Source organism: Geodermatophilus sp. SYSU D00525 (genome assembly GCF_054050475.1).
The window spans coordinates 73,464-100,261 of sequence record NZ_JBJGZK010000002.1; the positions used below are offsets into that span (position 1 = coordinate 73,464).

The 26,798-nt window shown below is 72.1% G+C and carries 17 protein-coding genes; 5 read left to right on the forward strand and 12 right to left on the reverse strand.

What is annotated here, in order from left to right; genetic code table 11:
- Positions 1–2 precede the first annotated feature (2 nt).
- Genes ACI796_RS02310 through ACI796_RS02330 form a run of 5 tightly spaced genes read right to left on the reverse strand, consistent with a single transcriptional unit; the run spans position 3 to position 12,942 of the window.
- Positions 3–1,613: an AAA family ATPase gene (locus tag ACI796_RS02310; RefSeq protein WP_456939648.1), complete on the reverse strand. Its 1,611-nt coding sequence runs from the start codon at positions 1,611–1,613 to the stop codon at positions 3–5.
- Positions 1,613–3,340, reverse strand: coding sequence for a DrmB family protein (drmB, locus tag ACI796_RS02315; protein ID WP_456939649.1), 1,728 nt, complete (start codon positions 3,338–3,340; stop codon positions 1,613–1,615). Before drmB ends, ACI796_RS02310 begins: the two co-directional genes overlap by 1 nt.
- Positions 3,337–6,507, reverse strand: coding sequence for a hypothetical protein (locus ACI796_RS02320; protein ID WP_456939650.1), 3,171 nt, complete (start codon positions 6,505–6,507; stop codon positions 3,337–3,339). The genes drmB and ACI796_RS02320 overlap by 4 nt, the downstream gene beginning before the upstream one ends.
- Positions 6,504–8,426: a UvrD-helicase domain-containing protein gene (locus ACI796_RS02325; RefSeq protein WP_456939862.1), complete on the reverse strand. Its 1,923-nt coding sequence runs from the start codon at positions 8,424–8,426 to the stop codon at positions 6,504–6,506. Before ACI796_RS02325 ends, ACI796_RS02320 begins: the two co-directional genes overlap by 4 nt.
- Complete coding sequence (locus tag ACI796_RS02330) at positions 8,314–12,942, reverse strand: DEAD/DEAH box helicase (RefSeq protein WP_456939651.1); 4,629 nt, start codon at positions 12,940–12,942, stop codon at positions 8,314–8,316. Before ACI796_RS02330 ends, ACI796_RS02325 begins: the two co-directional genes overlap by 113 nt.
- Before the next feature lie 296 nt (positions 12,943–13,238).
- Between ACI796_RS02330 and ACI796_RS02335 the strand changes: the two genes are divergently transcribed.
- Entirely contained in the window at positions 13,239–14,849 is a 1,611-nt protein-coding gene (locus ACI796_RS02335; RefSeq protein WP_456939652.1) for an SIR2 family protein, read from the forward strand.
- Between the two features lie 23 nt (positions 14,850–14,872).
- Here the strand turns inward: ACI796_RS02335 and ACI796_RS02340 are convergent, their stop codons facing one another.
- The 5 genes from ACI796_RS02340 to ACI796_RS02360 form a co-directional block, all read right to left on the reverse strand.
- On the reverse strand, positions 14,873–15,562 hold the full coding sequence (locus ACI796_RS02340) for a hypothetical protein (protein ID WP_456939653.1): 690 nt from the start codon (positions 15,560–15,562) through the stop codon (positions 14,873–14,875).
- Positions 15,563–15,792: 230 nt separating this feature from the next.
- A complete protein-coding gene (locus ACI796_RS02345) occupies positions 15,793–16,467 on the reverse strand; it encodes an HD domain-containing protein (RefSeq protein WP_456939654.1) in 675 nt (224 codons plus the stop codon).
- Positions 16,464–17,687 carry a hypothetical protein gene (locus tag ACI796_RS02350; RefSeq protein WP_456939655.1) on the reverse strand — a complete coding sequence of 408 codons (1,224 nt, stop codon included), beginning with the start codon at positions 17,685–17,687 and terminating at the stop codon, positions 16,464–16,466. Before ACI796_RS02350 ends, ACI796_RS02345 begins: the two co-directional genes overlap by 4 nt.
- A 32-nt stretch (positions 17,688–17,719) precedes the next feature.
- Entirely contained in the window at positions 17,720–19,120 is a 1,401-nt protein-coding gene (locus ACI796_RS02355) for an ADP-ribosylglycohydrolase family protein (protein WP_456939656.1), read from the reverse strand.
- Between the two features lies 1 nt (position 19,121).
- A complete protein-coding gene (locus ACI796_RS02360) occupies positions 19,122–19,973 on the reverse strand; it encodes an ARPP-1 family domain-containing protein (RefSeq protein ID WP_456939657.1) in 852 nt (283 codons plus the stop codon).
- Positions 19,974–20,036: 63 nt separating this feature from the next.
- Between ACI796_RS02360 and ACI796_RS02365 the strand changes: the two genes are divergently transcribed.
- Complete coding sequence (locus ACI796_RS02365; protein WP_456939658.1) at positions 20,037–20,705, forward strand: NUDIX hydrolase; 669 nt, start codon at positions 20,037–20,039, stop codon at positions 20,703–20,705.
- A 9-nt stretch (positions 20,706–20,714) separates the two neighbouring features.
- On the opposite strand, the gene ACI796_RS02370 is transcribed toward ACI796_RS02365, so the two are convergent.
- Complete coding sequence (locus ACI796_RS02370) at positions 20,715–21,302, reverse strand: DUF6642 family protein (RefSeq protein ID WP_456939659.1); 588 nt, start codon at positions 21,300–21,302, stop codon at positions 20,715–20,717.
- Positions 21,303–21,503: 201 nt separating this feature from the next.
- Here ACI796_RS02370 and ACI796_RS02375 point away from each other — a divergent pair, with 201 nt between their 5' ends.
- A complete protein-coding gene (locus ACI796_RS02375; protein ID WP_456939660.1) occupies positions 21,504–23,144 on the forward strand; it encodes an NERD domain-containing protein in 1,641 nt (546 codons plus the stop codon).
- Between the two features lie 37 nt (positions 23,145–23,181).
- Here ACI796_RS02375 and ACI796_RS02380 read toward each other — a convergent pair whose 3' ends face one another.
- On the reverse strand, positions 23,182–24,066 hold the full coding sequence (locus ACI796_RS02380) for a DUF4268 domain-containing protein (RefSeq protein ID WP_456939661.1): 885 nt from the start codon (positions 24,064–24,066) through the stop codon (positions 23,182–23,184).
- 756 nt (positions 24,067–24,822) lie between these two features.
- Here ACI796_RS02380 and ACI796_RS02385 point away from each other — a divergent pair.
- Complete coding sequence (locus ACI796_RS02385) at positions 24,823–25,536, forward strand: hypothetical protein (RefSeq protein ID WP_456939662.1); 714 nt, start codon at positions 24,823–24,825, stop codon at positions 25,534–25,536.
- A complete protein-coding gene (locus ACI796_RS02390) occupies positions 25,533–26,732 on the forward strand; it encodes a hypothetical protein (protein WP_456939663.1) in 1,200 nt (399 codons plus the stop codon). The genes ACI796_RS02385 and ACI796_RS02390 overlap by 4 nt, the downstream gene beginning before the upstream one ends.
- Positions 26,733–26,798: the final 66 nt, after the last annotated feature.

Consider the following 26,798-nt stretch of genomic DNA (forward strand, 5'->3'; position numbering starts at 1 on the left):
CGTCAGAAGGACTGGAGCCCGCGGGGCGTCGCCCGCCGGGTCACCACGCCACCGAACCAGGCGGCGCCGGCCTGGTACTCCTCTCGCACGGCCTCGTGCAGGAACAACGTCAACCGGACCCGTGCGCGCGTGCAGGCGACGTAGGCGTGGCGGCGGTCGGTCGCCCGGGCCAGCGACTCGAGGTCGGCGATCAGCACGGCAACCGCCTCGAGTCCCTTGAACTCCTCCGCCGTCGCCACCACGACGGCATGCGGCCGTCGTTCCTCGAGCCCGGCCAGGGGAACGCCCGCGAGGCGGGACAGTGCAGCGCGCCGGGCCGCCATCATCGGCCGCTGGGTCAGCACGGCGACGCGCGCCGGTGGCAGTGACCCCACGAGGTCCTGCAGTTCTGCAGCGAGGAGTCGCTCCTGCTCCGAGGGGTCGGTCCACCAGTGCATCACCACCTCGGGACCGAGCACGGGTGCTTCCGCGTCGAGCTCGGTCCGGGTCAGCATCGACGCCATCACCGCGATCTGACGCGTGTTGCGGCAGTTCAGGGTCAGGCTCATCCGCGTCGTGGACGCCGGGAGGGTCGAGGCCATGTCGACACCGGCGCCGGCCAGGTCCTGCGCCGGGTCCAGGAACAGCCGCCACGTGCCCGCCTCGACGCCTCCGCGTGCGCGGGCGTCGACGATGTGCCGCCAGCCCGCACCCAGGTCTTGGGCCTCGTCCACGACCACCGCGTCGTACCGGTCGGGGCCTGTGGTCGTGAGGAGCTCGGAGGGGGTCCGGACGTCGATCCCCCGAGCGTCCTGCAGGGCGAGATCGAGCCTGCGGGCCAACGGGGCGCTGCTGCAGGTCAGCAGCACTCGACCGCCCTCGTCGGCCAGACGTCGGGCCTCCGCGAGGGCCAGCATGGTCTTACCCGTCCCGGCCCTGCCGGCGACCGCCAGCCGTGGGTTGTCCGCCGCCGCGCGCAGCACCCGCTCCTGTTCGGCGGTGACGCGGGTCAGCTCCTCGTCGACCTCGTCGGCGAGCAGCGACAGCGCCGGGCGCAGGTCGAGATCACCGCGCAGGATCTCGACGACCGCGGCGACGTCCTCGGGAGTCAAGGGAGACGCCGCGCCTGACCGTCTTGCCCAATGGCGGCACCACCGTTTCAGCACGAGCTCGGGTGCGGACCACTCCGAGCTCGCGTCGAGGAGCACCTCCTCGACCACGTCGGGTGCGCGTCCGGTCAGCGTCACGTCCGGCAGTGCGACGGCCCACCCGGAGCACTGGTCGGGGCCCAGGGCGCCCTGGTCGACGAGGTGCCGGCGGATGGCCCCGTGGGCGCCGCCGGCCTGGTCGAACGGGCCTTCTCGCTTCCGCGTCACACGTCCCGACCGGTCGGTGAACTCCCAGACGCCCTGTCGCCGTGCCACGCGGCCGCCCTTCACCTCCAGGACGACGAGCCCCGGAGGGCCGATAACGAGGGCGTCCGCCTCGGCCCAGCGCTTGAACGGGTGGTTGAGAACCCCGAGCGAGTGCAGGACCGTCCACTCGTCACCCAGCCTGCTCAGCCACTGCAGGACGCGGGTCTCGGCGGGACTCCGACCCGACGAGACCCGTAGCGGCGGGACGAACCTCGCCATCAGACCCGGCTCAACAGCGCCGAGAAGAAGCCGGCTTCCGGGTTCTCCGGCGTGCCGACCAGGGTCGCGCGGTCGAGGAAGGTGTTGTTGCGCTCGCAGCTGGTCTCGGGGACCAAGAGGCAGGCATGGCAGGCGGCCAGGTTGAGCGCGTCCGCGCCGGAGCCGACCGACTCGATGCAGACGGGATCGGAGGAGCACCAGGACAGCCGGGCCATCGCTCCGAGGACCGCCTGCTGCATCCGCCCCTCCTCGGACTGGGCGGCCACACCGCCCAGACTGCCGCCCGAGTCGGAGGTGGCGGTGTAGACGAGCACCCCGGCCATGTCGCCGTCGCTGAAGACCCGCTCCCGCAGGGACGCGGACGGGTAGCCCGCGTCCAGGCTCAGCTGCTCCACCAGGGCGTGCGCCAAGGAGTGCAGCAACAGGTCGCGGGCGGTGACGACCGGCTGCTGGCCGAGCCCGCGGTCCGCGGCGCGTTGGTCGACGATGCGTTGCAGGAGTTCCGCCCGTCCACGGGCGAAGTCCCCGGACTCCCAGGTCGCGAGCCGATCGCCGTCCAGGCGGAGGAAGACGCCTTCGCCGGTGACCTCGATGGCCGGCAGCCAGAACGACCCGTTCCGCGTCAGGGGGGCCACGTGCTCGTCCGGTGTCTCGTGGGTCCGGGGGAGGATCCGCGTGAACCCCCGCAGGGCCCGGACCTCGCGCAGCCGGGAGACCCGCGAGACCTGGACCACCTGGTCGGCGAGGGACGGGGGGACGGACGTCGGCTCGCAGACGAAGTCCTGCTTGTCCTTGCCCTCGCGTCGACCGGCGACCAGGGCCTTGTACTCGCCGACGCGCAGGTCGTCGTCCTCCTCGCCGGGCGTCTCGCCGCGTCGGCGCAGCACGGCGTCCGTGAGTTCGTCGAGGGTGTACTGGTGCGCGGGCAGCGCCATCCCGCTCAGGGTGGCGCGGACCGCGTCTGGCGGGATCGCGGCGAGCACGGACCAGTGCCGGTCGAGGAGCCGGTAGACGCCCTCCGACCACGGCGGGATGGAGATCGCGGATGCGACGACCGGGAACCAGACGTTCGACGAACCCCGCTGCAGGGTCCGCGGGACCTCGGTGCAGGACTCCCGGGAGTCGGCGCCCAACCACGGGCGTCGGCCCGAGCAGCTGCGCACGCCGCGCAAGGCGTCGGCGGCGAACGCTCCCTCCAGGCTCATCGGCGTGGTCCCGCACGTGCACGACACCCGGATGTCACTGAGCGACGAGCTCCGGCCGAGCGCGTGCAGGCGCAGGCGGTGCTCCGGCGACCCGATGCCGGTGTTCGAGCCGTGCAGCCACGCGTGGTACGGGAAGTCGTCGATGTGCCCGCGCGGACAGCAGACCACGAACCGGGAGGGCACCAGGTCGGCGTCGCACTCCTTGCAGACGTGCTCGTTCCACCCGCCGAACTCCCAGATCGGCGCAAGCCGGCGGCACTCGGGGCAGAACTGGTACTCCGGGAGGCGGATCACCGGGACGTCCCGGCCCTTGTCGCTGCCCGCGGCCGGCGCATGGAAGGACGAGACGCGCAGGCTGCGCGCCAGTCGTGCCTCCAGGATCTCCGGGCCCAGACCCGCGTCCGCCCACTCCTCGAGCCCCATGACCATGAAGCTCTCGTTCTGGGCGGGGAAGAGGGCCCCCACTCCGTAGGTGGTGACCAGCTGGGAGCGTCGGGCGGTGGGCACCTGGCGCGGGCTCATCGGAACTTCCTGTCTCGGTTGGGGACCAGGTGCAGTGACGAGGTGGCGTCGACGTCGCGGAGGCTCGTCAACGTGGGCCAGGGGACGTCGTCCGTGTCGAGGTTCAACCTGGTGTCGGTCACCGCCTGGTCTGCCTGGACCAGGAGTGATGTCTCCGGCTTGCCGTACACGGAGTAGCGCAGGGGCTTGCGGGCGTCCGCCTCGCGGACCCAGACGTCGATGAGCGACTGGAGTTGGCTGTCCGTGTCGTCGGCGGAGTCGGGCTCCACGTCCCTGGCCCGCTCGACGATCCTCGCGGCCAGCGCCTCGAGGTCGGTCAGGAAGCGATCCACCTGGCCGGCCCCCGTGTCCGGACCGGCGCCCGGAGCGAGCAGGCGGGCCATGGCGACCAGTACGCCGTGCAGGCCCCGGTCCCGTGCCCGCGCCGCGAACGGTGTCGCGCTCGTCGCCTCGACCTGGCGGTACAGCGTCTGGTGGTACGGCAGGAAGTCCTCGTAGTGGGACCGGTCCCGGGAGCGCGCGCCGTTGTACATGACGAGCACGAGACCCGGGTACTTGCGGCCGACGCGGCTGGTCGCCTGGATGTACTCGGCCGTCGCCTGCGGCTGGCCCATCACGGCCATCAGCCCGAGCCGGTCGACGTCGACACCCACCGAGATCATGTTGGTGGCCAGCACGACGTCGGGGGTGTCCGGGTCGGGGAGCCCGCGGCCCAGTCGGGTGAGGTGCAGGGGGATGTCCGAGGAGTCCGTCCGGCTGGTCAGCTCCATCGGCTCCTGCGTGACCCTGCGCGGCTCATGACCGGTGCGCTGCGCCAGGACCTTGAGTCGGTCCGGGACGTCGTCGAGCACCTGCATGTAGGCGCCGCCCAACACGCGGAGGCTGTTGAAGTACCCCACCAGGGTCCAGTAGGGGTCCTTCACCTCGTCCGCGGCCGGCCGGTCCTGCGTGCCCTGCACCACCGCCGCGTAGGTGCGGATCATGAGCGTCGTCTGGCTCGTGCCCGGCGCCATGATGCCGACGTAGCGCCGGGTGCCCTTCTTCTCGGGATCGGCGTCCTCGGAGAAGAACGTCTCGCCCACGGTGAGCCCCGGGGGCGGGAACTGGGCGGAGGTGCGGTCGAAGACGGCTCGCACCTGGGCCTTGGCCCGCCGGATCGTCGCGGTCGAGGCGACGACTTTGGGCCGGTGCCGGCGAGCGCAGGCGGCGTCGACCGCGGCCTCGTACAGCCCCACGAGGGTGCCCAGTGGACCGGAGATCAGGTGCAGTTCGTCCTGGACGATGAGGTCCGGCGGCAGTCCCTGCCCGTCCGTCGAGAAGATGCTGCTCGCCCGTTCCTGCCAGGCGAGCATCGCGAACTTGTCGACCGTGCCGATGAGGAGGGACGGCCGCACCCGGTAGACGTCCTCGTCGACGAGATGGACGGGCAGGCCGCCCGTGAAGGCACAGTCCCGGTTGCGGCAGGAGACGCGGAGCTCGGGGACCCGTCGGTCGACGGCGTAGTCGTCGACGTCCAGGTCGATGCCGCACCACGGACAGCGGGTCAGTTGCACGGGGTTCTCGGTCGCGAGCTTCTGCCCGCCGCGGATCTTGTTGAGGGCGGCGCGAGCCTTGTCCACGGTGTTCGGCGTGGCGCTCTGACCGACCCAGAGGCCGAGGCTGATCGGGGCGGCACCCGGAAGGTACGACGTCGTCCGCCGCAGCACCTCCAGGGAGCAGATGAGGGAGGCCGCGCGCTCGAACTGCTGAAGGGTCAGCAGACGCAGCGTGTAGCGCATCAGGACGCTGACCCCGCCGGCTGTCGGCGCCGTGAGCCGACGCATGAGGATCGTGAAGGCGATGAGGCCGAGGTAGGCCTCGGTCTTGCCACCACCGGTCGGGAACCACAGCAGGTCGGCCCGCTCCCGGTCCTCGTGCTCCGGGTCGACGATGCCCCTGAGCGCCAGCAGGACGAAGGCGATCTGGAAGGGACGCCAGGTCTGTTCGGCGCCGACCGGCGGCTCCCCGTGGGCGCCCGACCGGATCCAGTCCTGACGAGCACGTTGAGCCTGCATCGCCCGGTTCATGAGGCGGAAGGCGAGCATGGCGTCGGGACGGTCCGCCAGCAGGTCGATGCCCGAGAGGATCCGGCCGGCCGCCTCCTCGGCGTCGTCCATGTGACGGGCCGCGGTCGCTCGCAGCGGCTCCGGGAGTCGGTCGCCCTCGGTGCGCTGCTCGGCGATCCACCGCCGGTACTCCTCGACGAGCCGGCGGAGTCCGCCGACCACCACGTCGTCCGGAGCCTCGGCCAGGTGGCTCATGCGCAGGTCGACCGCGGGGAGCTCCCGGGGTGTGGCCAGCTGGAGCTCGTGCGACGGGAGGAACGTCGTCCCGAGGCGGGACACCGTCGGGCGGCCGGTCTCCCACTCGACCGCACAGCCGTGGCCCACGGCGAAGGTCCGCACGTCCCGGAAGAGCAGGTCGTACGACTCGAGGTCCTCGTCGTCGACCGCGACCTGGCGGCCGGACCGACGGTCGACGAACGCCCCCTCGGGCCCGGACACCTCGAGCGACGGCTGGAGGAAGCAGTACCCGTCGCGGAGCTCCCCGCGCGCCACGCTGAAGGTGTTGCGGAGGACGGCGGTGACGGGGACGACGCGGTCCTGCTCGGGGCGGACGACGCAGTAGAGCTCGAGTCCGTCAGCGACGGGGAACTGTTGGATGCCGGGGCGGGTGACGTCCACCCTCGTCGTCACGGGTCCGACGGCGACGCGGCGCCATGCCTCGTTACCGCGGGGCCGGCGTGAGCGGCTGTGTGCAGCCGGCTCCTCCGGGGCGTCGACCGGCGTCTCGGCGGCGTACCGAGCGGCCGCTGACGTGAGGGTCACCGCGTCGGCTACGGACCGGTCGACGGCGAAGGAGAGACCCATCGACGACGGGTGACGCTGCCGGGACAGGGCCACCCCGGGGTCGTACCCCGCGTCCGCGCCGGAGCCGGTCTCGGCGTCCGGTTCGTCGCGCTCCTCGTCCGTCCCTGCGGCCGTCGTCGGGAACAGCACGCCGGTGACGTAGCGGTCGAGCGGGCTCTCATCGAGCACCTCGTCCGGTGCCGCGGGCCCGAGGAGGTCGCGGCACAGCGTCTCCACGAGGTCCTCGCGGAACCCGTACTGGTCGGCCAGCGTGGTCATCCTCGGTCCTTTCTCTCGTACTCCAGGTGAGCCAGTCCGCCGATCCGCGGCGCGAGCCACAGTCCCCACCGACCTACCCCCAGCCGGTCGCCGGCCATGGGCGGTCCTGCTGCCGTCTCGACCCCGTCGGTCCGCAGCCCGTGCAGAGCCGCCGGAGGTCCCGGGTGGTTGCGCCAGACCCGGTTCAACCGCTGCATCAGTGCCGCCCCGAAGCCGGCCGAGGTGATCGCGACGGGGTGTCCGCGGACCGACAGCTCGTACACCGGCGCGGACGGGGTGCTGCGGCGGGGATCCAGCTGGCCCTGCACCGGCAGGCCGGCGGCGGCGAGCTCCGACCTGAGGAGCCGCTGCACCTCTTGCGCCGTGTCGGGGTCGTCGCCGTACGGACGCTTGCGCTCGACGTCGGAGAGCTGGAACCCGAAGGCGTTGGTCTGCCAGGACTTGTACCCGTGCACCCACCGGCCGGGAGGCCGGCGATCGCGGTACAGGCCGCTCGTGCTCGGCGACTTCACGGTGGCCAGGCGGGACCGGGCGCGGGAGACGGCGACGTAGAGCTCGCGTGCGCGTTCGTCGTCGGCGTCGTCGTCCGGCTCCTCCGCCGCGCGCTCCGGTTGCTCGACCACCACGACGTTGTCGAACTCCAGCCCCTTGGCCCGGTGGACGGTCGACACGACGACGTCCGCGTCCCCCGCGTCCGCCAGCTCGACAGGAACGTCTCCTGCGGCGACGTGTGCCGCGAGTTCGACGAGGTCCAGTTCGCGGGGTGCGCGCCGCCGCCGCTCCGTGGCCTTGAGGAGCCGCCATGCGGTGTGGGGCACGACGAGCCCCGTCTCGTCGACCATGCGGTCGAACGTCGCGCGGTCGATGTGGCGGGTCGGCGAATCCGCGAGGACCCCCGCCACCCACGAAGGGACCGACAGTTGTTCGGCCGGTCGGCGTAGCCGGTGGGGCACCGACAGCTCGTCGAGCTGTCGCGAGATGAGCATGGCCTGGCCGTTGGTGTCGCAGAGCAGAGCGGTTCGGCCGGTCCAGCGGGGGAGGAGCCGGACGAGATCGTCCAGCGTGCCGACCGGTGGGAGGCCGTCGACGTGGTGACGCACCTTGTTGAGCCGGCTGCGACCCGACCGGGCCGTCCGCATCCGGTCGCCGAGACCGACGACGGCCCGTGTCTCCGCGGTCTGCGCGCGGTAGTGGTGCTCGAGCTGCAGGTCGACCGCCCCGAGGGCGGCGCGCAGCCGGTCGAGGAGCTGTGTGCTCGTCATCGAGCTCTTCGACTCGTCGAGCACGAAGTCGTAGACGGCTTGCAACGGGTCGCCGAGCACCGTGAAGCCTGCCTCGGCGTCCAGTCGATGCAGGAGCGCGAGAACGAGTTCCGCCCGGTCCCCGACCAGGTCCTGCACCTCGTCCACCACGACGTGGCGGAGCAGGTCGACGGTCGGGACGTCGGAGTCCGGCTTCTCGAGCAGCTCGGTGGCCGCGCGGATCCGGGGGTCGAACCGCAGGCCCTCGACGTCCTCGCCCGCCTCGAGCAGCAGCCGGGAGGCGAGGCTGTCGAAGGTCCGGACGGTGACGGCGGCGAGCGAGCTGTCGCCCCGGACGCGGCCCTGGACGGCGGCGACCGCCGCACGGGAGAAGCTGAGGACCAACAGGTCGTCCGTCCCGCTGAGCCCCTCCTCCTCGATCAGGTGGCGGAGGCGTGCCGCGACGACCTCGGTCTTCCCCTGCCCGGCGCCCGCCGTGACGATGAGTCGGGCACCAGCGGGTGCCTCGGCCACCCGTCGCTGCGACTCGTCAAGCGTCGGTTCCTCATCCACAGGCGGCGCCGCTCCACAGGTACTCGAAGTCGTAGAAGGCCAGACGCTCGCCGAACTGGTCGAAGTTGTCCTGGACGTTGACGATGAGCACCTCGTCGGATCCACCGTTGAGTCGACCACGCAGCCCCCGGCCGATCATCTGCTGGTAGACGTTGGGGCTGAAGGTCGGTCGGGTCACGTAGACCGCGCGCACCGCCGGGGCGTCGAAGCCCTGGGCCAGCACCGCGTAGTTGGTGATGACCCGGATGTCGCCCCTGCGGAAGCGCTCGACGTAGTACCGCCGCTCCGCCGGGTCCGTCCCACCGGAGATGGCCACGGCGGGGACGTCGCGGACGGCCAGCATGGCCGCGAGGGTCTCGGCGTTCTCCACCGACGACGCGAACAACAGGACCGTCCAGTCCTCGGGCAGATCGAGGATCGAGCGCACGATCATCTCGTTGCGGTCCTGGTCGGCACCCAGACGGGTCTCCAGCTGGCGCGGCACCCGGCGGAACCTGCGCAACTCGTCCAGCTCGGCTTCGTTGAGCTGCACGTCCGCACCGTCGAGCAGCCGGTGCTGCACCCGGGCGAGGATCCGCCGGTCCTGCAGGGCGGTGTACGGGTCGACGTCGCCGAAGGCGGTCCGGTCCAGCCGGTTGTTGTCGTAGCGGGCGACGAGGCGACTCGTCTCGTCCTCGCTGACCCCTCGGAACGGCGTGGCCGTCAGCCCGATGAGCGGTCGCTGTCGCCGCGCTCGGCCACGACCCAACCAGTCGAGCAGGCGGGTGTAGGTCGGCGAGATGGAGGTGTGGGCCTCGTCGACCACGACGACCTCGGCCTCCTTCAACCAGGAGTACTCCTCCCGGTCCAGGATCGAGCTCAGCTTGTCGTCGATCGCGACGACGAGGTGGAAGCCGTCGTCCACCCGGCTGGCGCTGTTGTCGCCCCAGAGGCGACTGATGCGCAGCCGCTCGGGCGGGCCTGCCGCACGCCAGACGAAGGACCAGGTCTGGACCGCCTGCTCGCACAGTTCGTCGCTCTGCGCGATCCACAGCACCGGCCCCGTCAGCCCCTCCTCGCGGACGTGGCGCACGAGCGATTCCACCGCGACCCGGGTCTTGCCGGCCCCGGTGGGGAGGGAGATCAGGCCACGCGAGGGACCTCGGCCCCGGAGGAGCGCACGGGTCTCCTCGAGGACACGCTCCTGGTAGTCGTGCAGCGGCGGCAACGGCGCAGGACCGTCGACCTCCATGAGCGAGGGACGGCTGGCGGCGGGCATGCCAGCGAAGTCGGACGAGAACCCCAGGTCGGTGACGAAGCGTCGCGCTTTGGAGCTGCCGGCCCACCGCTCCGGGGGCTCCAGGCCCTGGTCGGACAGGCCCTGGCGGAGCTTGCTGAGCACGGAGATCCCGTGCACGGCTCGGGCGATCTCCGCCAGTTCCCGGCCCTCGAGCCGGGTGCCACCGGTCTCGAGGGAGGACAGAGCCAACTGGGGGATGGCTCGACGGAGGGCAGCTTCGCCCACGGCCATCAGGAGTCGCTCATCGTCGTCGTCCGCGTCCCGGATGGCGGCGGCCTTGTTGCGTGCGGCGTGGTCCTCGGTCTGACGGATGACGTGGTCGACGTCGGAGTCGCTCAGATCGAGGTCGAGCTCCTGGGACAGCCGCCGGAGGAAGGCGGTGTCCGTGCCGAGGACGGCGTGGACGCGCCCCTCGTGCAGGAGGAAGTCCCGGTACTCGGTGGAGCGACCGGCCGGCGTGACGGTGCTGACCTGGATGTCCCGGCACGGCACCAGCTCAAGGCCCTCGAGATCCGGCGGGAGGTAGAGGCGCAGTGGGGGAAACCGGTCGACCAGCGGGCCGGCCTCCCCGGCGGCCGTGAAGGAGACCTCCGTGGCGAGCAGGGTGCTCCCGTCGGCGAGACCCCAGGCGTCGACCAGTCGCGTCGCGTCCTCGGCGGTGGGCACGAGGAGTACCGGGATCGACTGAGCGAGCAGGGCGCCGTACTCGCGCTCGTCGTCGACGACGTAGACGTCCTCGGTGTCGACCTCCACGACACGCTGACCGAGCCGGACGTGCAGCGCCTCCGGCGCCGAGGCGTGCTCCGCGGCGACGGCGTAGAGCTTGCTGCGCCGGGCGTCGTCACTCCATTCCCCGGCACGACTCAGGTACCGCCGCCACTCCGGGTCGCTGATGCCCGTGATGCCGCGACGAATGCCGAGTCGATCCGCCTCGTCACGGGTGACACGCGCGACGGGCAAGATGTCCCGGACCCGATCGTCCGGGGCCAGGACCTCGGGGATCGGCAGGGGACCGTAGGCGGTGTCGACCACGCCATGGCGACTGAGGTACCAGGTCAGAGGACCGGTGACCGTCTGTCGTGGGTAGTGAGCGACCGTGGCATGAGCGACCGTGCGGTCCTGCTCGGGTCCGAGGTCGAGGGCCGCTCGGGTCAGTGCTGCCCGTCCTGCCGAGGACAGGCTGGTCATGAGACCGAGGGGGTCCGGCACGGTCCCGATGTGCACTCGGAGGTAACCCTCGGCCGGACGGGGGCCACCGCGCGGCAACTGCTCGTAGTAGCGCTTGATGGCCCACTTCTCGTAGTCGTCGAGCCACCCCTCTCCCGACCGATCGGGGTGCAGTGCAGGACCCGCGGAAGCACCGAGCAGGTTGAGGAGAGGTCGGTCCTCCTGGTGCCACACGATGTCGATGGCGAAGGCGGCGTCACGGCTCCTGTCCGCGGGGACCACCGAGCCGGGGAGGTAGGTGTCCCACAACGCTGCACGGCGACCTGCCAGCGTCCGGACCTGGAGGCTCGCCAGTGAATCGCCGAGCTCCTCGCGGATGATCCCGGCGGCGACAGCCGGGTCCACCGAACGACTCGTCAGCCAGAACCAGGTCCAGCGCTCGTCGTCCCAAGCATCGCGCTCCTGCTTGACGAGTGCTCGCAGGAGTCCCGACTGGTCGACCGTGTTGATGCCGAGTTGACGGAGGGCTTCCTCCACACCGGGGAAGGCCACGAGGTGCGGATGGACGAAGGAGAGGTCGTCGCTGCTCTCGAGGCCCTCGGTCGGGAGGAAGAGAGACCCCCGAACGATCGGCGCCAGTTGCTCGTCGTCAGTGAGGACGAGCGCCGCCCTGCGGATCTCTGACTCGAGGTCCGGCCGGTCCGCCACGATCCGTGCCGCCAGGAGCACCGCGGAAGCTGCGCCGACCAGGTGACGGCCGGCGCTGAGGGCCTCGAGCCACTCGGCGAGCTCGCGGGGGCGCCGTCCGACCTGTGCGACGAGGCGCTCCGCCTTGAGCCGGCGCTCGTTGTTCTTGTCGACGGTGTGATGGACCCAGTCGCGGGGTCGGGTGGGGCACTCCGCCCAGGCCTCGAGCCACTCGGGATCGAGGTCCTTCGGGTGGAGCTTGAGACGGTCCGCGGACCCCAGGCGTCCGTCTCCGTCCGGAAGGCAGTCGACACGGGCCACCGCGCGGAACACCGCGTCGTTGATCCTGTCGTCCGCCCAGGAGCGCTGCTCCCGGCCGCGGGCCGGGAGTACGTCGAGGAAGCTCGCGGGATCGGCGGGGTCGACCAGGAGTGGGAGCCCCTCGGCGACCATGCCGGGCAGGACCTGGGTCAGGATCTCGTCGTTGAACTGGCCGGCGAGGAGGTCGTGGCGGTCCTCGTTGGTCTTCCACGGCGCGTTGACGATGCCGGACAGTGTCGTCTTGGAGGCCGTGGGGAAGAACGCCCAGAACGCGCCGAGCCGACCACGTGCCTTCTCGGGGACCGCCCAGACGACGGGGATCTCATCGCGACGGGCCTGCTCGCCGGCGTCGCGCTGCGCTCGCTCGGACGGGCGGTGGACGCGCCGCATGACCCGATAGGCGGTGCGTTCCCCGGCCACGTCGAGGACGACGGCACCGTCGTCCCGGGTGGTGGTCCGCACCTCCTTGGTGAAGAGCTCTTCGAGGTGGTGGAGTTCGAGTTGCGTGACGTGGGGCGAGAAGAGCAGGAACTCGCCGGGGAAGTCCTGGACGTCGCTCGCAAGCCAATCGGAGCCCGGCAGGAGCGGCAGCTTAATGACCGTGTCCGCCCAGGTCATGAGGTTCGCGAGGATTTCGTCGCGAGACGCCTCGACAGCCGGGTCGAGCGGCTCCGCCAGGCGCAGGGTCGGGTACTTCTCGGCATGGGGGACGATCCGCTCGATACGGTCCCGCGAGGCCGCCCGGTCGAACCCGAAGGAGCCGGAGCGGCTGAAGACCTGCGGTGCCGAGCTGATGCCGACGACCGACTTGAAGCCCAGGCCGAACCGTCCGATCTCGGTTCCTCGCTTCACCGACATGTGGGAGGTCATCAGGGCGTCGACGCCCTTGGGCGTGACCGCCGCTCCCTGGTTGGCGCAGTAGAGGGTGTCGTTCATCAGGACGACGGAGATCCGGCCGGTGCGACCGACCAGTGCATCGGCACCGTTCTGGATGAGCTCGTAGAGCTGCTTGCGCCCGTACCCGCCCTCGGCGGTCGAGACCTCGATGGCGCCGTCCTGAGCGACCAGGAGCGGGTTCTCGCGGTAGGCGGCGAGACAGCGCTCGGACTGCTCACGGACGTGGGCGCCGAGCTCGCTGTCGACCCCGGCCCAGCCGTCGATGTTCACGTGCGACCACTCCGTCCCCGTTGACCGATGCCCGCGGACCATAAGGGACCGGAACGACATCGGGGCGTCCGATGACGACGCTTCGTCAGCGGCGCCGTGCGGACGGTAAGCACGCGGGAGTGATCAGTTCCACCATCAAGACGGATCCGTGCTGCCTTCGAGGCAGCTGGGCTCGGCGGTGCAACTGATACAAGCCTGGGATCGAAGGCGCATCGGTGTCGTGCCTCGGTTGATGCGAACACTCGGCTGGGCCCTCATCGGATGCACTCGCACTGAGGCGCGGCAGGATCCCGGGCGTGGCAGCCCATGTCTTCGTCGTCCCTGGAACTCTCGAAGCCCTGCACTGCGACGACGTGGTCGTCTCGACGGATCAGCGCGGTCCAGCGGGCGTGCGGCGCCACTGGTGGCGCACCCTCGGCTGGGACGGCGCGGTCCCCGAGCGGCAGAGGATCGTGCCGCTGGACGACGAACACCGGTACCTCCGATTGGATCCAGACGGTCGGGCCGGCGGCGGGCCGTCACGCTGGTTGCTGCACGTCGGTGCGTCGGCGGGCGGGGACGTCGAGTGGCTCCGTGACGGGATGCGGCAGGTTCTCCAGGCCGTGGCCGACTCCGGCGAGACGCCGGCAGGGCGTCCCCGGCGGATCGCGCTTCCTGTCGTCGGCGTCGGCGGCGGTGGCCACGGGAGGCGGCGGGGCGCCGTCATCCGCGGCCTCCTCGAGGAGGCGCAGAAGGCGCCCGACGGTCTGGACGTCGTGATCGTCGCGGCCAGCCGGTCGGACTACTCGGCCCTGCAGGCGCAGCGCCGCGCCATGGGCCTCGTGCCGCTGCCCGGCCGGCAGGACGCGCTGGCCTCGCGTCTCGCTGCACGTGCGCGCAGCGGTGACCTCGCCCTGTTCATGGGTGCCGGTACGGGCGTCGCGGCCGGGCTCCCCACCTGGCGCGGGCTGCTGTCGGCAGTGGCCCGACGGATGGACGTTCCGGGCGGAGTCGATGCCCTCATGGGTCTCAACCCGCTCGACGCAGCGGAGGTGCTGCGTCGGCTGGCCGGTGCCCCGGCCAGCGGCGGGGGTCGTCGGCCGGCGGGCAAGAGCCTCGGTGAGCACGTCGTCGACGCCCTCGGCAACCCGACCCGGTACGCACTCGGACACGTGCTCCTGGCGTCACTGGGTGTCGAGCAGGTGGTCACCACCAACTTCGACGACCTGTACGAGAGGGCAGTCAAGGCGGTGACCGGCCGGGAGGTCCCGCTAGTCCTGCCCGGCGCCGACCCGCGAGCAACGCTGTCACGCGACCGGAGCTGGCTCGTGAAGATGCACGGCGACGCCCGGCGACCGCACGACATCGTGCTGGACCGCCGTTCGTTCGTCCGCTACGACGCCACGCAACGTCCGCTCGCGAGCGTCCTCCAGGCGACGTTAATGACCAAGCACCTGCTCGTCGTCGGTGCCTCGATGACGGACGACAACGTCATCCGTCTGGTCCACGAGGTGGCTTCCCTCAACGAGGACCACCGGTCCCGGACGACGATGGGCACGCTCCTGATGCTGGAGCGGGACGACCTCACTGCGCGGCTGTGGCACCCCGAGTTCGAGTCGGTGGCCGTCGGACCTGCGGCCCCCGCGGAGGAGTCGGACGACGAGCGCTACGTGCGGATGACCGCCGCCGGTCGGGACCTCGAGATCCTCCTGGACCGGATCGCGGTCCTGGCGTCGCGCGAGTCGGCCCACCTGCTCGACCGCCGGTACGCCGATCTCCTCGACCATCCCGCGGAGCGTGAGCTGGCGGAGGAGCTTGCCCGACTGACAGGACGGGTGCGGAAGGTCGCCGGGACGACGCGTCGAACGTCCGAGTGGCAGGACGTTCTGGACGCGCTGCACCGGTGGGGTGCACACGAACGCCCGTGACCTGGGCGACGCCGAGCGGTGTGTCAGGCGCCCGGCGCCGGGGCCTGGTCCTTGGCCCACCAGAGGAATGCGGAGGCGTGCTGGAGTTCAGGGAATCGGTCCTGCAGGAGGCTGACCAGGAGGTCGTTGCTCCAGGTGACGAGTCGTCCGATCGTCCACGAGACCTTCTCGCGTGGCGGCAGGTCGAGGCCGTACACGAGGAGGGCGATCTCCTTCTTGCCACCGGACGGCGTGGAGTACTTGAGGATCGGGAGGAACCGCTCCGGCTGAGTGACGCAGAGGACGCGGGTCAGCAGGGATTCCTTGAAGCCGACCATGCCCAGGCCCTTCCGCTCCTCGACGAGATCGGTGAAGCGGTCCTCGAGCCGGGTGCCGGCGGGGCCGCGGAGGAGGTGGTCGATCGTGGCCCGTACGCGGGCGGCGGCCTTCTCCGGCCCCAAGTCGTTCCAGGCCCGGTTGAACACGGACATGTTGCCGGGGTGCGCGCCGATGCTGCTGTTGGCGAACGCCTTGAGGTCCTCGGGGTCGGCGTCCCACAGGGCGTCCTCGCTGAAGACCTGCTGGTACTTCGCCCAGTAGGGGGCGACCTGCGGGTCCGTCTGCGGCTGAGTACTCAGGAAGGCGTCCATCAGCGCGTCGACACGCCTGCGGACCTCGGGGCGGACGTCGTCGGCCGTGGGGAAGACCACCTTGAGGCTCTCGTAGGTGGCCACCACAGTCGGCTTGGCGGGAGCGAGCGCCTCACCGCGTACCCACTCGTGGTCGCAGACGAGACAGCGGACCACGAGGCGGCCATCGGCAAGCTTCTCCACTCCGTCGAGATCGCTGCTGTCGCAGAGCGGGCAAGTGGGTAACGCCATGTCGGTACCTCCACAGATAGTTGGGGTCGGCCGCAGCGGGTGCGCGCTGGATCTGCTGGCCGGTGAAACAGAACAGGACGCTGTCAGGCCTCGTGGAGCGCGGACAGCTCCGCGGGGACGGACGCCCGTTCGACGCCTGCCGCGGCCAGCAGCTCATCGACCGCCCGGTGCAGGGCCGCGGTGATGGAGTGGTCGCCCAGTCGCTCGGCGACCGCCCGCTCGACGCTCGTGTAGTACCAGAGCAGCTCGTCGCGCGACGCGTTGAAGGTCTTCCAGAAGCCCTGCCCGTAGCGACGGACGTCGGCGGCGATGCAGAGCCCGTTGTGCGTCTTGTCCGCAGCGGTGACCACGAGCGCCTCGGCCGGCTTGCCGGGTAGGGCCTCGACGTAGGCGAGCTTGCGCTCGGCCCAGGTCCCGCTGCGGTTGCCGTCGGCGTCCAACCCGTCCGAACATGCCCGCACGAGGTCCGCGACGGCGTCACCGAAGCGCGACCGGATCTCACCGAGGACCGCACCACCCGTGGTGTGGGGCGGCGCGTCCTCGACGGCGTCGTGCAGCAGCCCGGCGATCGCCTGGTCCTCGCTGCCGCCGTGCTCGAGCACCAGCGCGCTGACGCTCATCAGGTGAGTCAGGTAGGGCACCCGCGAGCCCTTGCGCAGTTGCTCCCGGTGGTGCGCTGACGCGTACGCCAGCGCCTCGTCGTAGCGGGTCGACAGCGGGCCGCTGCCCATCGTCTTGCGGTCCTCGAGCGTCGTCATCCGTCCCGTCCTCTCATCACCGCGGCGACGACCGTGTCGACCGTCGCCTGCTCCGTCGTCGTCCGTGAGGCCGCCCGGATGGCGGCCCACTGGCTGTACTCGTCGTCGCCCCTGGCCGCCCAGTCCGGGGCCGGCGGCCAGTAGCGCACGACCGTCACCTCGTCCGCGTCCGGCACGCGGGTGACGGTGGCCGAGTCCTCCGCGCCCAGTCGCAGCTCGAGCTCCTCTCGGCCACCGGCCGACCGCGTCAGCGAACTGCCCACGACACCCGGGACGGCGCTCAGCACGGCCAACAGCAGGGCGTCCGAGCCGACCCGGTCGCCGCTCGCGCCGATCCACCGCAACCGGACGTGCGTCGTCTCCCCGCGCTGCTCCTGCCCGAGGACCCGGTACCGCCCGCCGGTGACCAGTTCCTCCTCCTCGGCCGTGACCCCGGAGGCCACCCACGCCGGGACGGCCGGGAACGGGCCGACGAACTCGAAGACGAACCGGGTACCGAAGCCTTCAGCGACCACGGGGCTCAGCGAGACGCCCCACAGCGGCATCTCGATCGACCCTCTCTCGAGCTGCCGCTCGATCTGCGGGTCCTGATCGGGCTTGGCGGCGAGGCCCCGGCCGGCGAAGCCGCGCGCCGGCAGGCCGACCCGGGCGTCCCACCCGTCGGCGTCCAGGTGGTCGGCCGCGTTGACTGCGCGCAGCAGGGCGACGGCCGCCCGCAGGTCGCTGACCGACGCCCGGGCCTGCTCCTCCTGCGCCCTGATGAACGGCGCGCAGAAGTAGTGCCGGACGCCCGTGAGGACGCGGGCAGCGCCCCGCAGCCGGGACGACCCGGTGTCCCGACCGCCCTGCCACATCTCGCAGGCGACCGCGAGGTCCTCGGGCGCCACGGCAGGCTGAGCCGAGGGTCGGGCCGACTCGGTGGCGCGTGCCTGGTCCTCGTGCAGGACCCGAACGGCCCGCTCGACCTGGGCGACGACCGTCGTCACCGCCTCGTCGTCCGTCGTCACGGTCCCGACGGTCGCCCCTCGGGCGCCGAGCGACGTGAAGCCGTCGTCGGGCGCCGGGAGCGTGACCTCGCCGTCGGATCCCAGGGTCACCCACTGCGTGTAGTAGACGAGCGGAAAGCGGCTGCGGATCGTCACCTGGAGGAACCCGCCCCGGGCTTCCTCGACCTCGATGGCGACGTCCTCGTCGTCCCAGGCGCTCACCCGGTCGGCCACCCGTGCTCGGACGACTCCGACGTCCAGAGCACTCACCGCGACCGCGCCAGGCGGTACAGCGCGGCGGTGAAGCTCGCGTTCCAGGTGCCGAGGTGCGGCCAGCGCTCGCGGACGAGGGCGGTGGCCTCCTCGACGTCCTTCCCTTCTTGGCGGACGAGCCACGCCCGCAGGACGAGACCGGTGCGCGAGGCCCCGCCGTGGCAGTGCACGAGGAGGCGGTGCCCCTCCTCGCGCAGCGCGTCCATGTCGTCGAGGACGTCGGCCAGCACGGCGTCGAGACCGGGGTTGTCGTCGTTGTCGGCCAGGTAGGCCATGCGGTGCACGCGGTGGGGGAACGGCTCGCCGAGCCGGCAGAGCGAGACGACGGCGAAGTCCTCCTCGCTGTACCGGGCGCCGTCCAGGTCCGCCGCCCAGATGCCGTCCACGACCTCGACCGGGCCGAGCCGCTCGGTGCGGCCGGGGTCGTACCTCTTCAGCGGTGCGCCGTCGAGAGCTGCCGCGAGCTGCTGCAGGTCCGCCAGCCGCCACACCCTGTCGCCGTGTCCGGGGACGGTGCCGTGCACGACCGTCGCCCAGCGCGACGGGATGCCGCCCATCCCGTACACGGCCCCGGCCAGGCCGCCGGCGACGCACGCGACGGTGTCGGTGTCACCGCCGAGGTCGATGACCAGCCGCATGACCTCGGCGAAGTCCCGGCCGTGCCGCAGCGCCCACAGCGCCTGGCCGAGCGTGGGCCAGACGGCGCCGTTGGACTCGGTCGCCTTCTCCGGCGTCCAGTCCTCCGCGAGGACGGTGGCCCACCTGTCGCGGTGCTCGTCCTCGACCAGTTGGAGAGCCGTGGGGACGGCGGCCAGCGGATCGCCGCCGTCCAGGGCCACGCGCATGAGTTCGTGGAAGACCGCGCAGCCCTCGCCGGCCGCCGGGTCGCCGTGGGTCAGGCCCGAGATGCGCCGGGCGACGTCGACGGTGGCGTCGGTGCCGAAGCGGGAGAACCAGATGGCCGCGGGCGTCGTCCGCATGAGCGAGCCGTTGCCGGCCGCGCGACCGGTCCTGGCGAAGTGCGTAGCCCCGGCCTGGTCCCAGGGGAGTCCGGAGCGGAGGACGGCGCCGGTCTGGACACCGACGTCCGGTGGGCCGGCCTGGGCCCAGGCCCGGAACCGGTCGAAGACGTCGGCCTCGTCGAGTCCTCCCTCGTCGACCAGGGAGGTCGCGACGAGCAGCGCCATCTGCGAGTCGTCGGTGAACTCGCCCGGCTCCCATCCCAGCGTGCCGCCGCCGCGCATCTCGGTACGGGCACCGCGGGCGGGGGAGGGGAATTCGGCGGAGAAGCGACCGGCCGGGCCGAACTCGAACGGCGCGCCGAGCGCGTCGCCGACGGCGGAGCCGACGAGGGCGCCGGCGACACGGTGCCGGCGGGACAGGGGAACGGTCATCTCAAGCCTCCGACGTGATGGCGGTGAGGTGGACGGTGCGGTCGGACCAGGTCAGGGCCGTCACGCCGACCCGGTCACCCCCGCGGACGCGGTGACCGAGGCCGGTCGGGCCGTCGGGGAGGAGGCGGGTGCGCTCGATGTTCTCGGCGAAGCTGCGGGCGAGGGCCGCAGGCGTGCGGACGGCCGGGCGGCTCAGGGCGTCGACCGTCGCGGCATGCAGCAGCCCCGCCCAGTGGGCCTTGAGGGTCCGGGCGCTGTCGAAGACCTCCATCCAGGCCGGCCGGCCGCCGATGCCCACCAGCAGGCCGCGCTGACCGGCCAGCGGTCGCAGTCCACGGGTCAGGTCGCGAGCCGTTGCCTCCGTGCGGTCGAGGCGGTCCGCCAGGGAGTCGGTGGCCGACGGTCCCGCCACCGACCCGAGTCCGCGCACCCGGTCCCAGACCGCGTGCTGAGCCTGGTCCCCGTCCATCGCGGACAGGACGGTGAAGGGGGTCCGGCGTGCCCTCCGGGTGTGGGCGGTGGGCCCACCCCACCGCCCCTGCTCCACGCAGACGACCTGCTGCACGGTCGGGAGGCCGGGAGCCAGAAGCATCGAGCCGGTGAGGGCACGCGTCTGCCAGCCTCCCTCGAGCAGTTCCCCGGCCAGGAGCAGGACCGGACGGTCGGCACGGTTGGTGACGACGACCTGGTCGACGACGGGGGAGCCCGCCCGCTCGGCGACCTCGACCGGGACGCCGGCGCCGGTGAGGTAGCGCGACGGGAGTGTCGGGGCGTCGGTCCAGACGGGGAAGACCGTCAGCGGTCCGCGAGTGGTCCCCTGGCCGACGTGCAGTCGGACCTCGAGGTTGTTCATGGTGCCCACCTCCCGTAGATTGCGCTCAACCGCGCAAACCTAAGTTAGGCGGGATCCGCGTTAATGTCAACCATCGAGTACCGCGACGCCTCCGGCCGGAGGCTGGTCGACTATCCGCGGCCTTCGGTCGCCGTCGACACGGCCGTGCTGACACCCGATCCCCAGCTGGGGCTCCTGGTCCTCCTGGTCCGTCGCGACAGCGCGACTCGATCCGACGCGTGGGCGCTCCCTGGCACCTTCCTGCACGAGGGCGAGACCCTGGCCGACGCGGTGCTGCGCTCGCTCGACCAGAAGGCGGGCCTCCGCGGCCAGGCGCCGCGGCAGTTGCACGTCTTCGACGACCCCCGGCGCGACGATCGGGGCTGGGTGCTGTCGGTGGCGCACGTCGTCCTGCTCCCGACGGCGGTCGTCGCACCGGTCGGCGAAGCGCGCCCGGGCGACGTCCAGCTGCGCCCGGTGGCGGAGGCGACCGGCCTGCCCTTCGACCACGACGACATCGTGGACATGGCGGTCGCCCGGGTCCGGGCCGCCTACGCCGAGCGCCCGGACCCGGAGCGACTGGTCCCGGAGCCGTTCACCCTCCGCGACCTGCGGCGCCTGCACGAGGCCGTGGCCGGACACCGTCTACAGCCCGACGTCTTCCGACGACACGTCAAGGACCGCCTCGTGAGCACAGGACAGATGACCCGAGGGTCGGTCGGGCGACCGGCTGAGTTGTTCCGGCACGCCTGAGGGGCGTGACTAGGCCGCGCTGCGCCTCCGTGGCGACACCCACGTCGCCGTGGCGATGCGGAGCCCGAGGCCGTCGACGAAGTAGGGGTGCTGCTTGGTCAGGCGGTTGTACTGCTTCCTCGGGTCGGTGCTGTCGAGGAGCTCGGGCAGCAGGGTGAGGTCGAAGGCCGCGGCTTCGCTCCAGTAGACCTGGCGGGTGTAGCCGACGACCGCGCGGACGCCGGTACGGGCCACGAACTCGGCGAGCTGGGCATCGGTCGCACCGAGGGTCTCGCAGGAGCCGAAGTAGACGACCCGGCCGGTCAGCGGCCGCTCGACCAGGTCGGCGATCTCGGCGAGCGACAGGTCGTCCCGACCGAGCGCGACCTTGCCGCGGCGCCCGTGGAAGGCCAGGTAGGCGAGCGGAAAAGCGCTGTAGCGGTGCGACGTCCACTTGGTGAAGTAGTGCGCGAACTCGTCCGACGTCGCCGCGTTGCGGTGGATCAGGCGGTCCTTGCGCATCGTCATGAGCATGTCGAGGCCGGGGCGGACGCTGAGCTTGTCCGTCAGCCGCTCCTCCCACTCGCCCTCGAGGCAGAAGATCCCGTTGCTCGGCATGGACCCAGGCTGACTCGGTTGCCCGGCCGCGCGGCGGAGGCCGGGACGCCGGTGCGACTCGTGAGGCCGTGGTGCCTCGAGAGTCGGACGAGGTGTCCACCCCTCGGGGATGTCCCGGGAGGGGGTCGCCCGTTGCGATGCTCGCCGGCGTCACGTCGTGAACGGTCACGGGCGGTGGATGGAGACGAGTGGGGTGTGCACGTGACGGCACGGGTCTTCCCGGCCGAGCCGGTCTTCGAGTCGCACGCGGAGCAGGAGTTCGCCGACGCGCTGCGGGACCAGCTGCCCGACGACGCCGTCATGGTGTGCGGCCAGCGGTTCAGCGACCGGCGTGAGGACCGCGAGGCCGACGTCATCGTCGCCTGGCCCGGCTTCGGCATCGCCGTCATCGAGGTCAAGGGCGGCAGCGTGTACCTGCAGGACGCTGAGTGGCGCCAGGCGGGCAACGGTGCGGACCGGCGCATCCACCCGGTCGACCAGGCCGTGCGCTGCAAGTACCTGCTGCGCGACTACCTGCGCCAGGACCGGCGGTGGCGTGCCGGCGATCCGCGGATGGTGCACCTCGTCGCGCTGCCCGCGACCGTCGTCCCCGAGGACTTCGCCGCGCCGGACGCGCCGCGCTGGATGGTCGTCGACCGCACCGACCTGGGGCAGGCGGCCGCCCGCGTCGCCTCCGCGCTGCGGCAGTGCGAGACGGAGAGCGAGCCGCCGACCGCCGACGACGTCGAGGTGTTGGTCGACTGCCTCGGCGGCGTCGGCATCCCGCAGCAGGACCTCCTCGCCCAGCTGCACGAGCGCGAGGCCGAGTGCGACCTGCTCACCCGCGAGCAGGCGCGCGTGCTCGACATGCTCGAGGACAACCGTCGGGTCGAGGTCCGGGGCGGAGCCGGCTCGGGCAAGACCTGGCTCGCATTGGAGAAGGCCCGCCGGCTCGCGCGCGCCGGGGAGCGGGTCGCCGTCATGTGCTACTCGCGGGGACTCGCGGAGTTCCTCCGCCGGCGGGTGGCCACCTGGCGGCCGAAGGAGCGCCCGGCCTACGTCGGCACCTTCCACGGCCTCGGCATCGACTGGGGCGTGCCGCCCGGCACCGACGACGACAGCGGCTACTGGGAGCACCGGCTCCCCGAGCAGATGGTCTCCCTCGCCGGCGCCCTGCCCGAGGAGGAGCGCTTCGACGCCGTCGTCATCGACGAGGCGCAGGACTTCGCCGAGAGCTGGTGGCCCGCGGTCGTGGCGGCGCTGCGCTCGCCGGACGACGGCCAGCTCTACGTCTTCGCCGATGAGGGCCAGCGGGTCTTCGCGCGCCAGGGCCGGCCGACCGTGGCACTGACCCCGTTCAACCTCGTCGAGAACCTGCGCAACACCAAGCAGATCGCCGGGACGTTCGGCAGCCTGACGCCGACCCAGATGCGCAACCGTGGCGGCAACGGCGTGCCCGTGCGGTTCGTCCCGTGCGCGACCGAGGACGCCGTCGCCGCGGCGGACGACGCCGCCGACGCGCTGCTGGGGGAGGGCTGGCCGCACGAGGCGGTCGCGCTGCTCACCACCTATCACCGGCACCCGGTGCAGGTGGAGCGACAGCAGGACGGGCAGGACGCCTACTGGAAGACCTTCTGGGAGGGCGACGACCTCTTCTACGGGCACGTGCTCGGCTTCAAGGGCCTCGAGCGGCCGGCCGTCGTCCTGGCAGTGAACGGTTTCCGGGACGAGGCGCGGGCGCGGGAGATGCTCTACGTCGGCCTCTCCCGCGCCCGCGACCTGCTCGTCGTCTGCGGGGACCTGGAGCTCATCCGCCGCGTCGGCGGCGAGGCCGTCGTCCGGCGGCTCACCTCGGGGAGCTGACGTGGCAGGACCCCTCGCCGGCCTGCCGTGCCCGAGATCAGTCCGAGATGAGTGCGGCCAACCCGCCGATGGCGGTGAGGGCCGTCCGTAGGCGCGCCTGCGTGTCGACCATCCAGTCCACGTAGGCCGGCCACTCGTCCTCCTGCTCGATCGAGGCGGGAGCGGAGGCGGCCTCCACCCGGCATGCCTTCTTCCCGTCGAGCCGGTCGAAGAGCAGCGGTCCACCGAACGCGGCCTCGAACTCCCGCCTCACAGCGGACAGCCGGTCGAACATGAGCTCGTTGTGCGCGGCGCTGGGGTGGTCGAAGTAGAGCTCGCTGCGCATCCGCGGGTCCTTGGTGAAGCTCAGCCCCCACACGAGTCCGTGGCCGCCGGCCGACATCACGAAGTAGTTGTTGAGCGGCGCCTTGCCCTTGGACCAGCCGGGGTGCTCGGCCTTCAACCGGTCGAGCAACTGCTGCCAGAAGGCCTGGTACAGCGTCGACTTGGGACCGGGGGCGGACTGGCTCTGCGTTGCGCTCTTCGTCGACTGAGCCCAGTCGTTGGGCTGGCTGACGACCGTGAACAACGGCGCGGGCACCGAGTCCCCGATCCGCACGGCCGAGACCTGGACTCCGAAGAAACGGGTGCCGGGGAGCGTGTGGGTGTTCAGCCAGTCGAGCGCCGCGCGGTGTTCCGGCCGGAACTCGGGCGAGACCCAGACGACATTCGCGACGTCGTCGACGCCGGCTGCGTAGGTGAGCAGCTGCCCGAGGTGCCCGTGGTCGGTCTTCTGCAGCTGGTTCTCGACGATGACCGTCTCGCCGGTGTTGAGGTCGTGCCCGAGGAGGTCGAGGAAGAAGTCCCCGACCGGGTGTTCGTTGACCGTCAGCTCCAGCTCCATCCCCAACGCCTCGCCGAGGCGGTCAGCGTTGTCCAGCAACCAGGGAGTGAAGACGAGGGCCTCGTGCTTCCAGACCTCGGTGACGGGTACGACCTCGAGCTTTCCCAGCGAGGGGAGGACGGTCACGGTGCTCCTCGGGGACGGCGGTTGGCGGACCGCGTCATCGTCGGAGTTCTGCCAGCAGACGTCCACCTGACGCGCATGGCGAGCGGTGTCGTCGGCTGCCTGTCCTTCCGGGGGATGGACCGGTAGCACCCGCCGTCGTAGCCCCTCTCGATGGGCCTGCTGACGAGGCCGACGTACCGGTGTCGCTGCGGACGGTCCTCGCATGCGCGAGCCACCTGCGCGAGCACAAATCAGTCCTCGATGGCGCTGCAGGGCGATCAAGGACCTTGAGGCCGGCCAGGTCCACCCGCACAGCCGCGGCGGGACGACCTCGGTAGAGAACGGTCAGACGCTCGGCCCGCGGCACGACGAGCGGAAGTCGGCACGCGTGCCGTGGGACTGGGGGCTGCAGCGATGAGACCGTCGTCGGGCCGCGCTACCTCCCGCCCGGCGTCCCGACCGCGGTGGCCCGCTGGACGGCTCCCACACGCTGACGACCGCCCTCCCCACTTGGGATGACGGCTCCCGGCGACGCGGGCCCCGCATCATCCGGCACGAATACGTTTCGCTGGTCGTCCGTCTCCGCCGCCGGTCGCGGCGTATATGCGACGACTGGAGGAGCCCTCGCTCGACGGCTTCCCACCGCATCCGCCGCACGTCCGGCGGCGACTCATCCGTGAGGGGAGTGACGTGGCCGGTCCCATCACGCACGAGGTCGACCTCGGCTTCCGCACCCTGCGCATCCCGCTGCGCCAGCGGCTGCGCCTGCGCTGGTACGCCCGCACCGACCGGCGCGCCGGCCTGCCCGTCGGCCTGGACGCCGGGACGACGCCCGTCCTGCGCGACCTCATCGCCCAGTTCGGCGACGCCTGCGAGCGCGAGCGCACGCGCTACCTCGCCGACGTCGACGAGTCCGTCGTCCGGCTGGGCCAGCTCGAGGCGCAGCTGTCCTCCCTGGCCGCCGCCCTGGTGCGCCAGGCCGACGAGGTCGAGCGCTGTGCGCAGCCGCCGACCGAGGAGTGGCTCTCCCTGCGCTTCCCGAACGAGGACGCCATGACCGAGACGGCCACCCGTGAGCGCCGGGCCGTCGCGTACCGCCGTCAGCTCGACCGGGCCCGCGCCACCCAGGCCGACCTGCAGCGGCAGCTCGACGACGCCGTCGCCGAGCAGGCCGACCTCCGGGCCCGGCTGCGCGCCCGGGCCGACGTCGCCCGCTCGCGCGTCGTACGGCTCGCCGAGTTCACCGACCGCCAGGCCGCCGTCTACCGCCGCGCGCTCATCCGCCGGCACCCGGAGCGGGACGAGTTGGTGCGCCGGTGGGACACGCAGCTCGCCCGGCCGCCGGCGTGGGCCGAGGCCGACCCGTCCCTGCCGACCACCGAACCCTCGGAGGTGTCCGCGTGAAGCGTCCCTGGTCCCGTCCGTCGCGAGACGGGCAGCCCGTCGTCACCATCGACGTCGCGTGGCCGGGAGCCGGACGCCGCGACGTGCACGAGGACGTCCGCGCGCGCGTGGCGCAGCTCGCGGGCTCGGGCTCGATCGACGCCGCCAACGGCGACGTCCTCGACGCCTGGCTGGAGGGCATGCGCCGGACCCGGCGGGCCGAGGTCGACGCCGACCGCACCCGCGCCGAGGACGCGGCGCAGCGTGAGGTCGCCCGGCTCGAGGCCGAGATCGTCGTCGCCGGCCAGCGGCTCGAGTCGGCCCAGGCCGAGGTGGCGCACACCGAGCGGATGATCGGCATCCTCGAGACCCAGCTGCTCGGTCCCGCCGAGCGGGAGCCGGTCGAGTCGCGCGAGCGCCGCCGCCGTCCCCGCCCGACCCTCGACCCGCTCGAGGGGCTGGTGCGCCCGTGGCTGCACACCCTCGTCATCACGGTCCTGCTGCTGCTGGCCGCGGCCGGGGACCTGGCCACCTTCTACATCGTCCTGGCCACGGCGTACCGCGAGGCCGGCGAGCTGGTCATCGGCGCGCTGACGCTAGCCTTCGCGGCGGCGTCGGTCGGTCTCATGCACGGCATCGGCCGGGCGGTGAAGGAGCTCCGCGAGGCGCGCGGCGGCCTCGGGCGGGTGGCCATCGGCCTCATGGCCGTCGGCTGGCTGGCCCTCGGCAGCGTCGCCTTCGCCTTCCGGCTCAACGCGGACGAGGCCGGGACGGCGACCGGCGGCTTCGGTACCGCGACAACCACCGGCGACGGCACCGACCCGCTGCTGTCGGCCGTGCTGCTGGCCGGGCTGTTCCTCGCGTCCGGGCTGCTCGCGTACTACGCCGGCTTCTCCGAGCACCACCCGCGCATGCGGACCTACCTCGCCCTGCGCAAGCGGCTGCCGCAGCAGCGCGAGACGGCCGCCCGGAGGGCGCACGGGCTGAAGACCGCCCAGCAGGCGCTCGACCTGGCCCGCGCCGACGTCGGCCGCGCGGCGCACCTCGCGATCGACGGCATCGCCCGGGTCGACGCCGAGATCGACGAGCTCAAGGAACTGGTCCGCATCGAGGTGGCCGCCCACCTCGGCGCCCCCGAGGCGACGACGGGGCTGGTCACCGGCCGGGCGCCGGCCGTCACCGTCCCCGAGCCCCGCGCCACGACGCCGACGGCCTGACCCCACCCGCACGACCAGAACGGAACCGCCGACAGTGCCGACCTTCTCTCCCGCGCGCCACCTCCT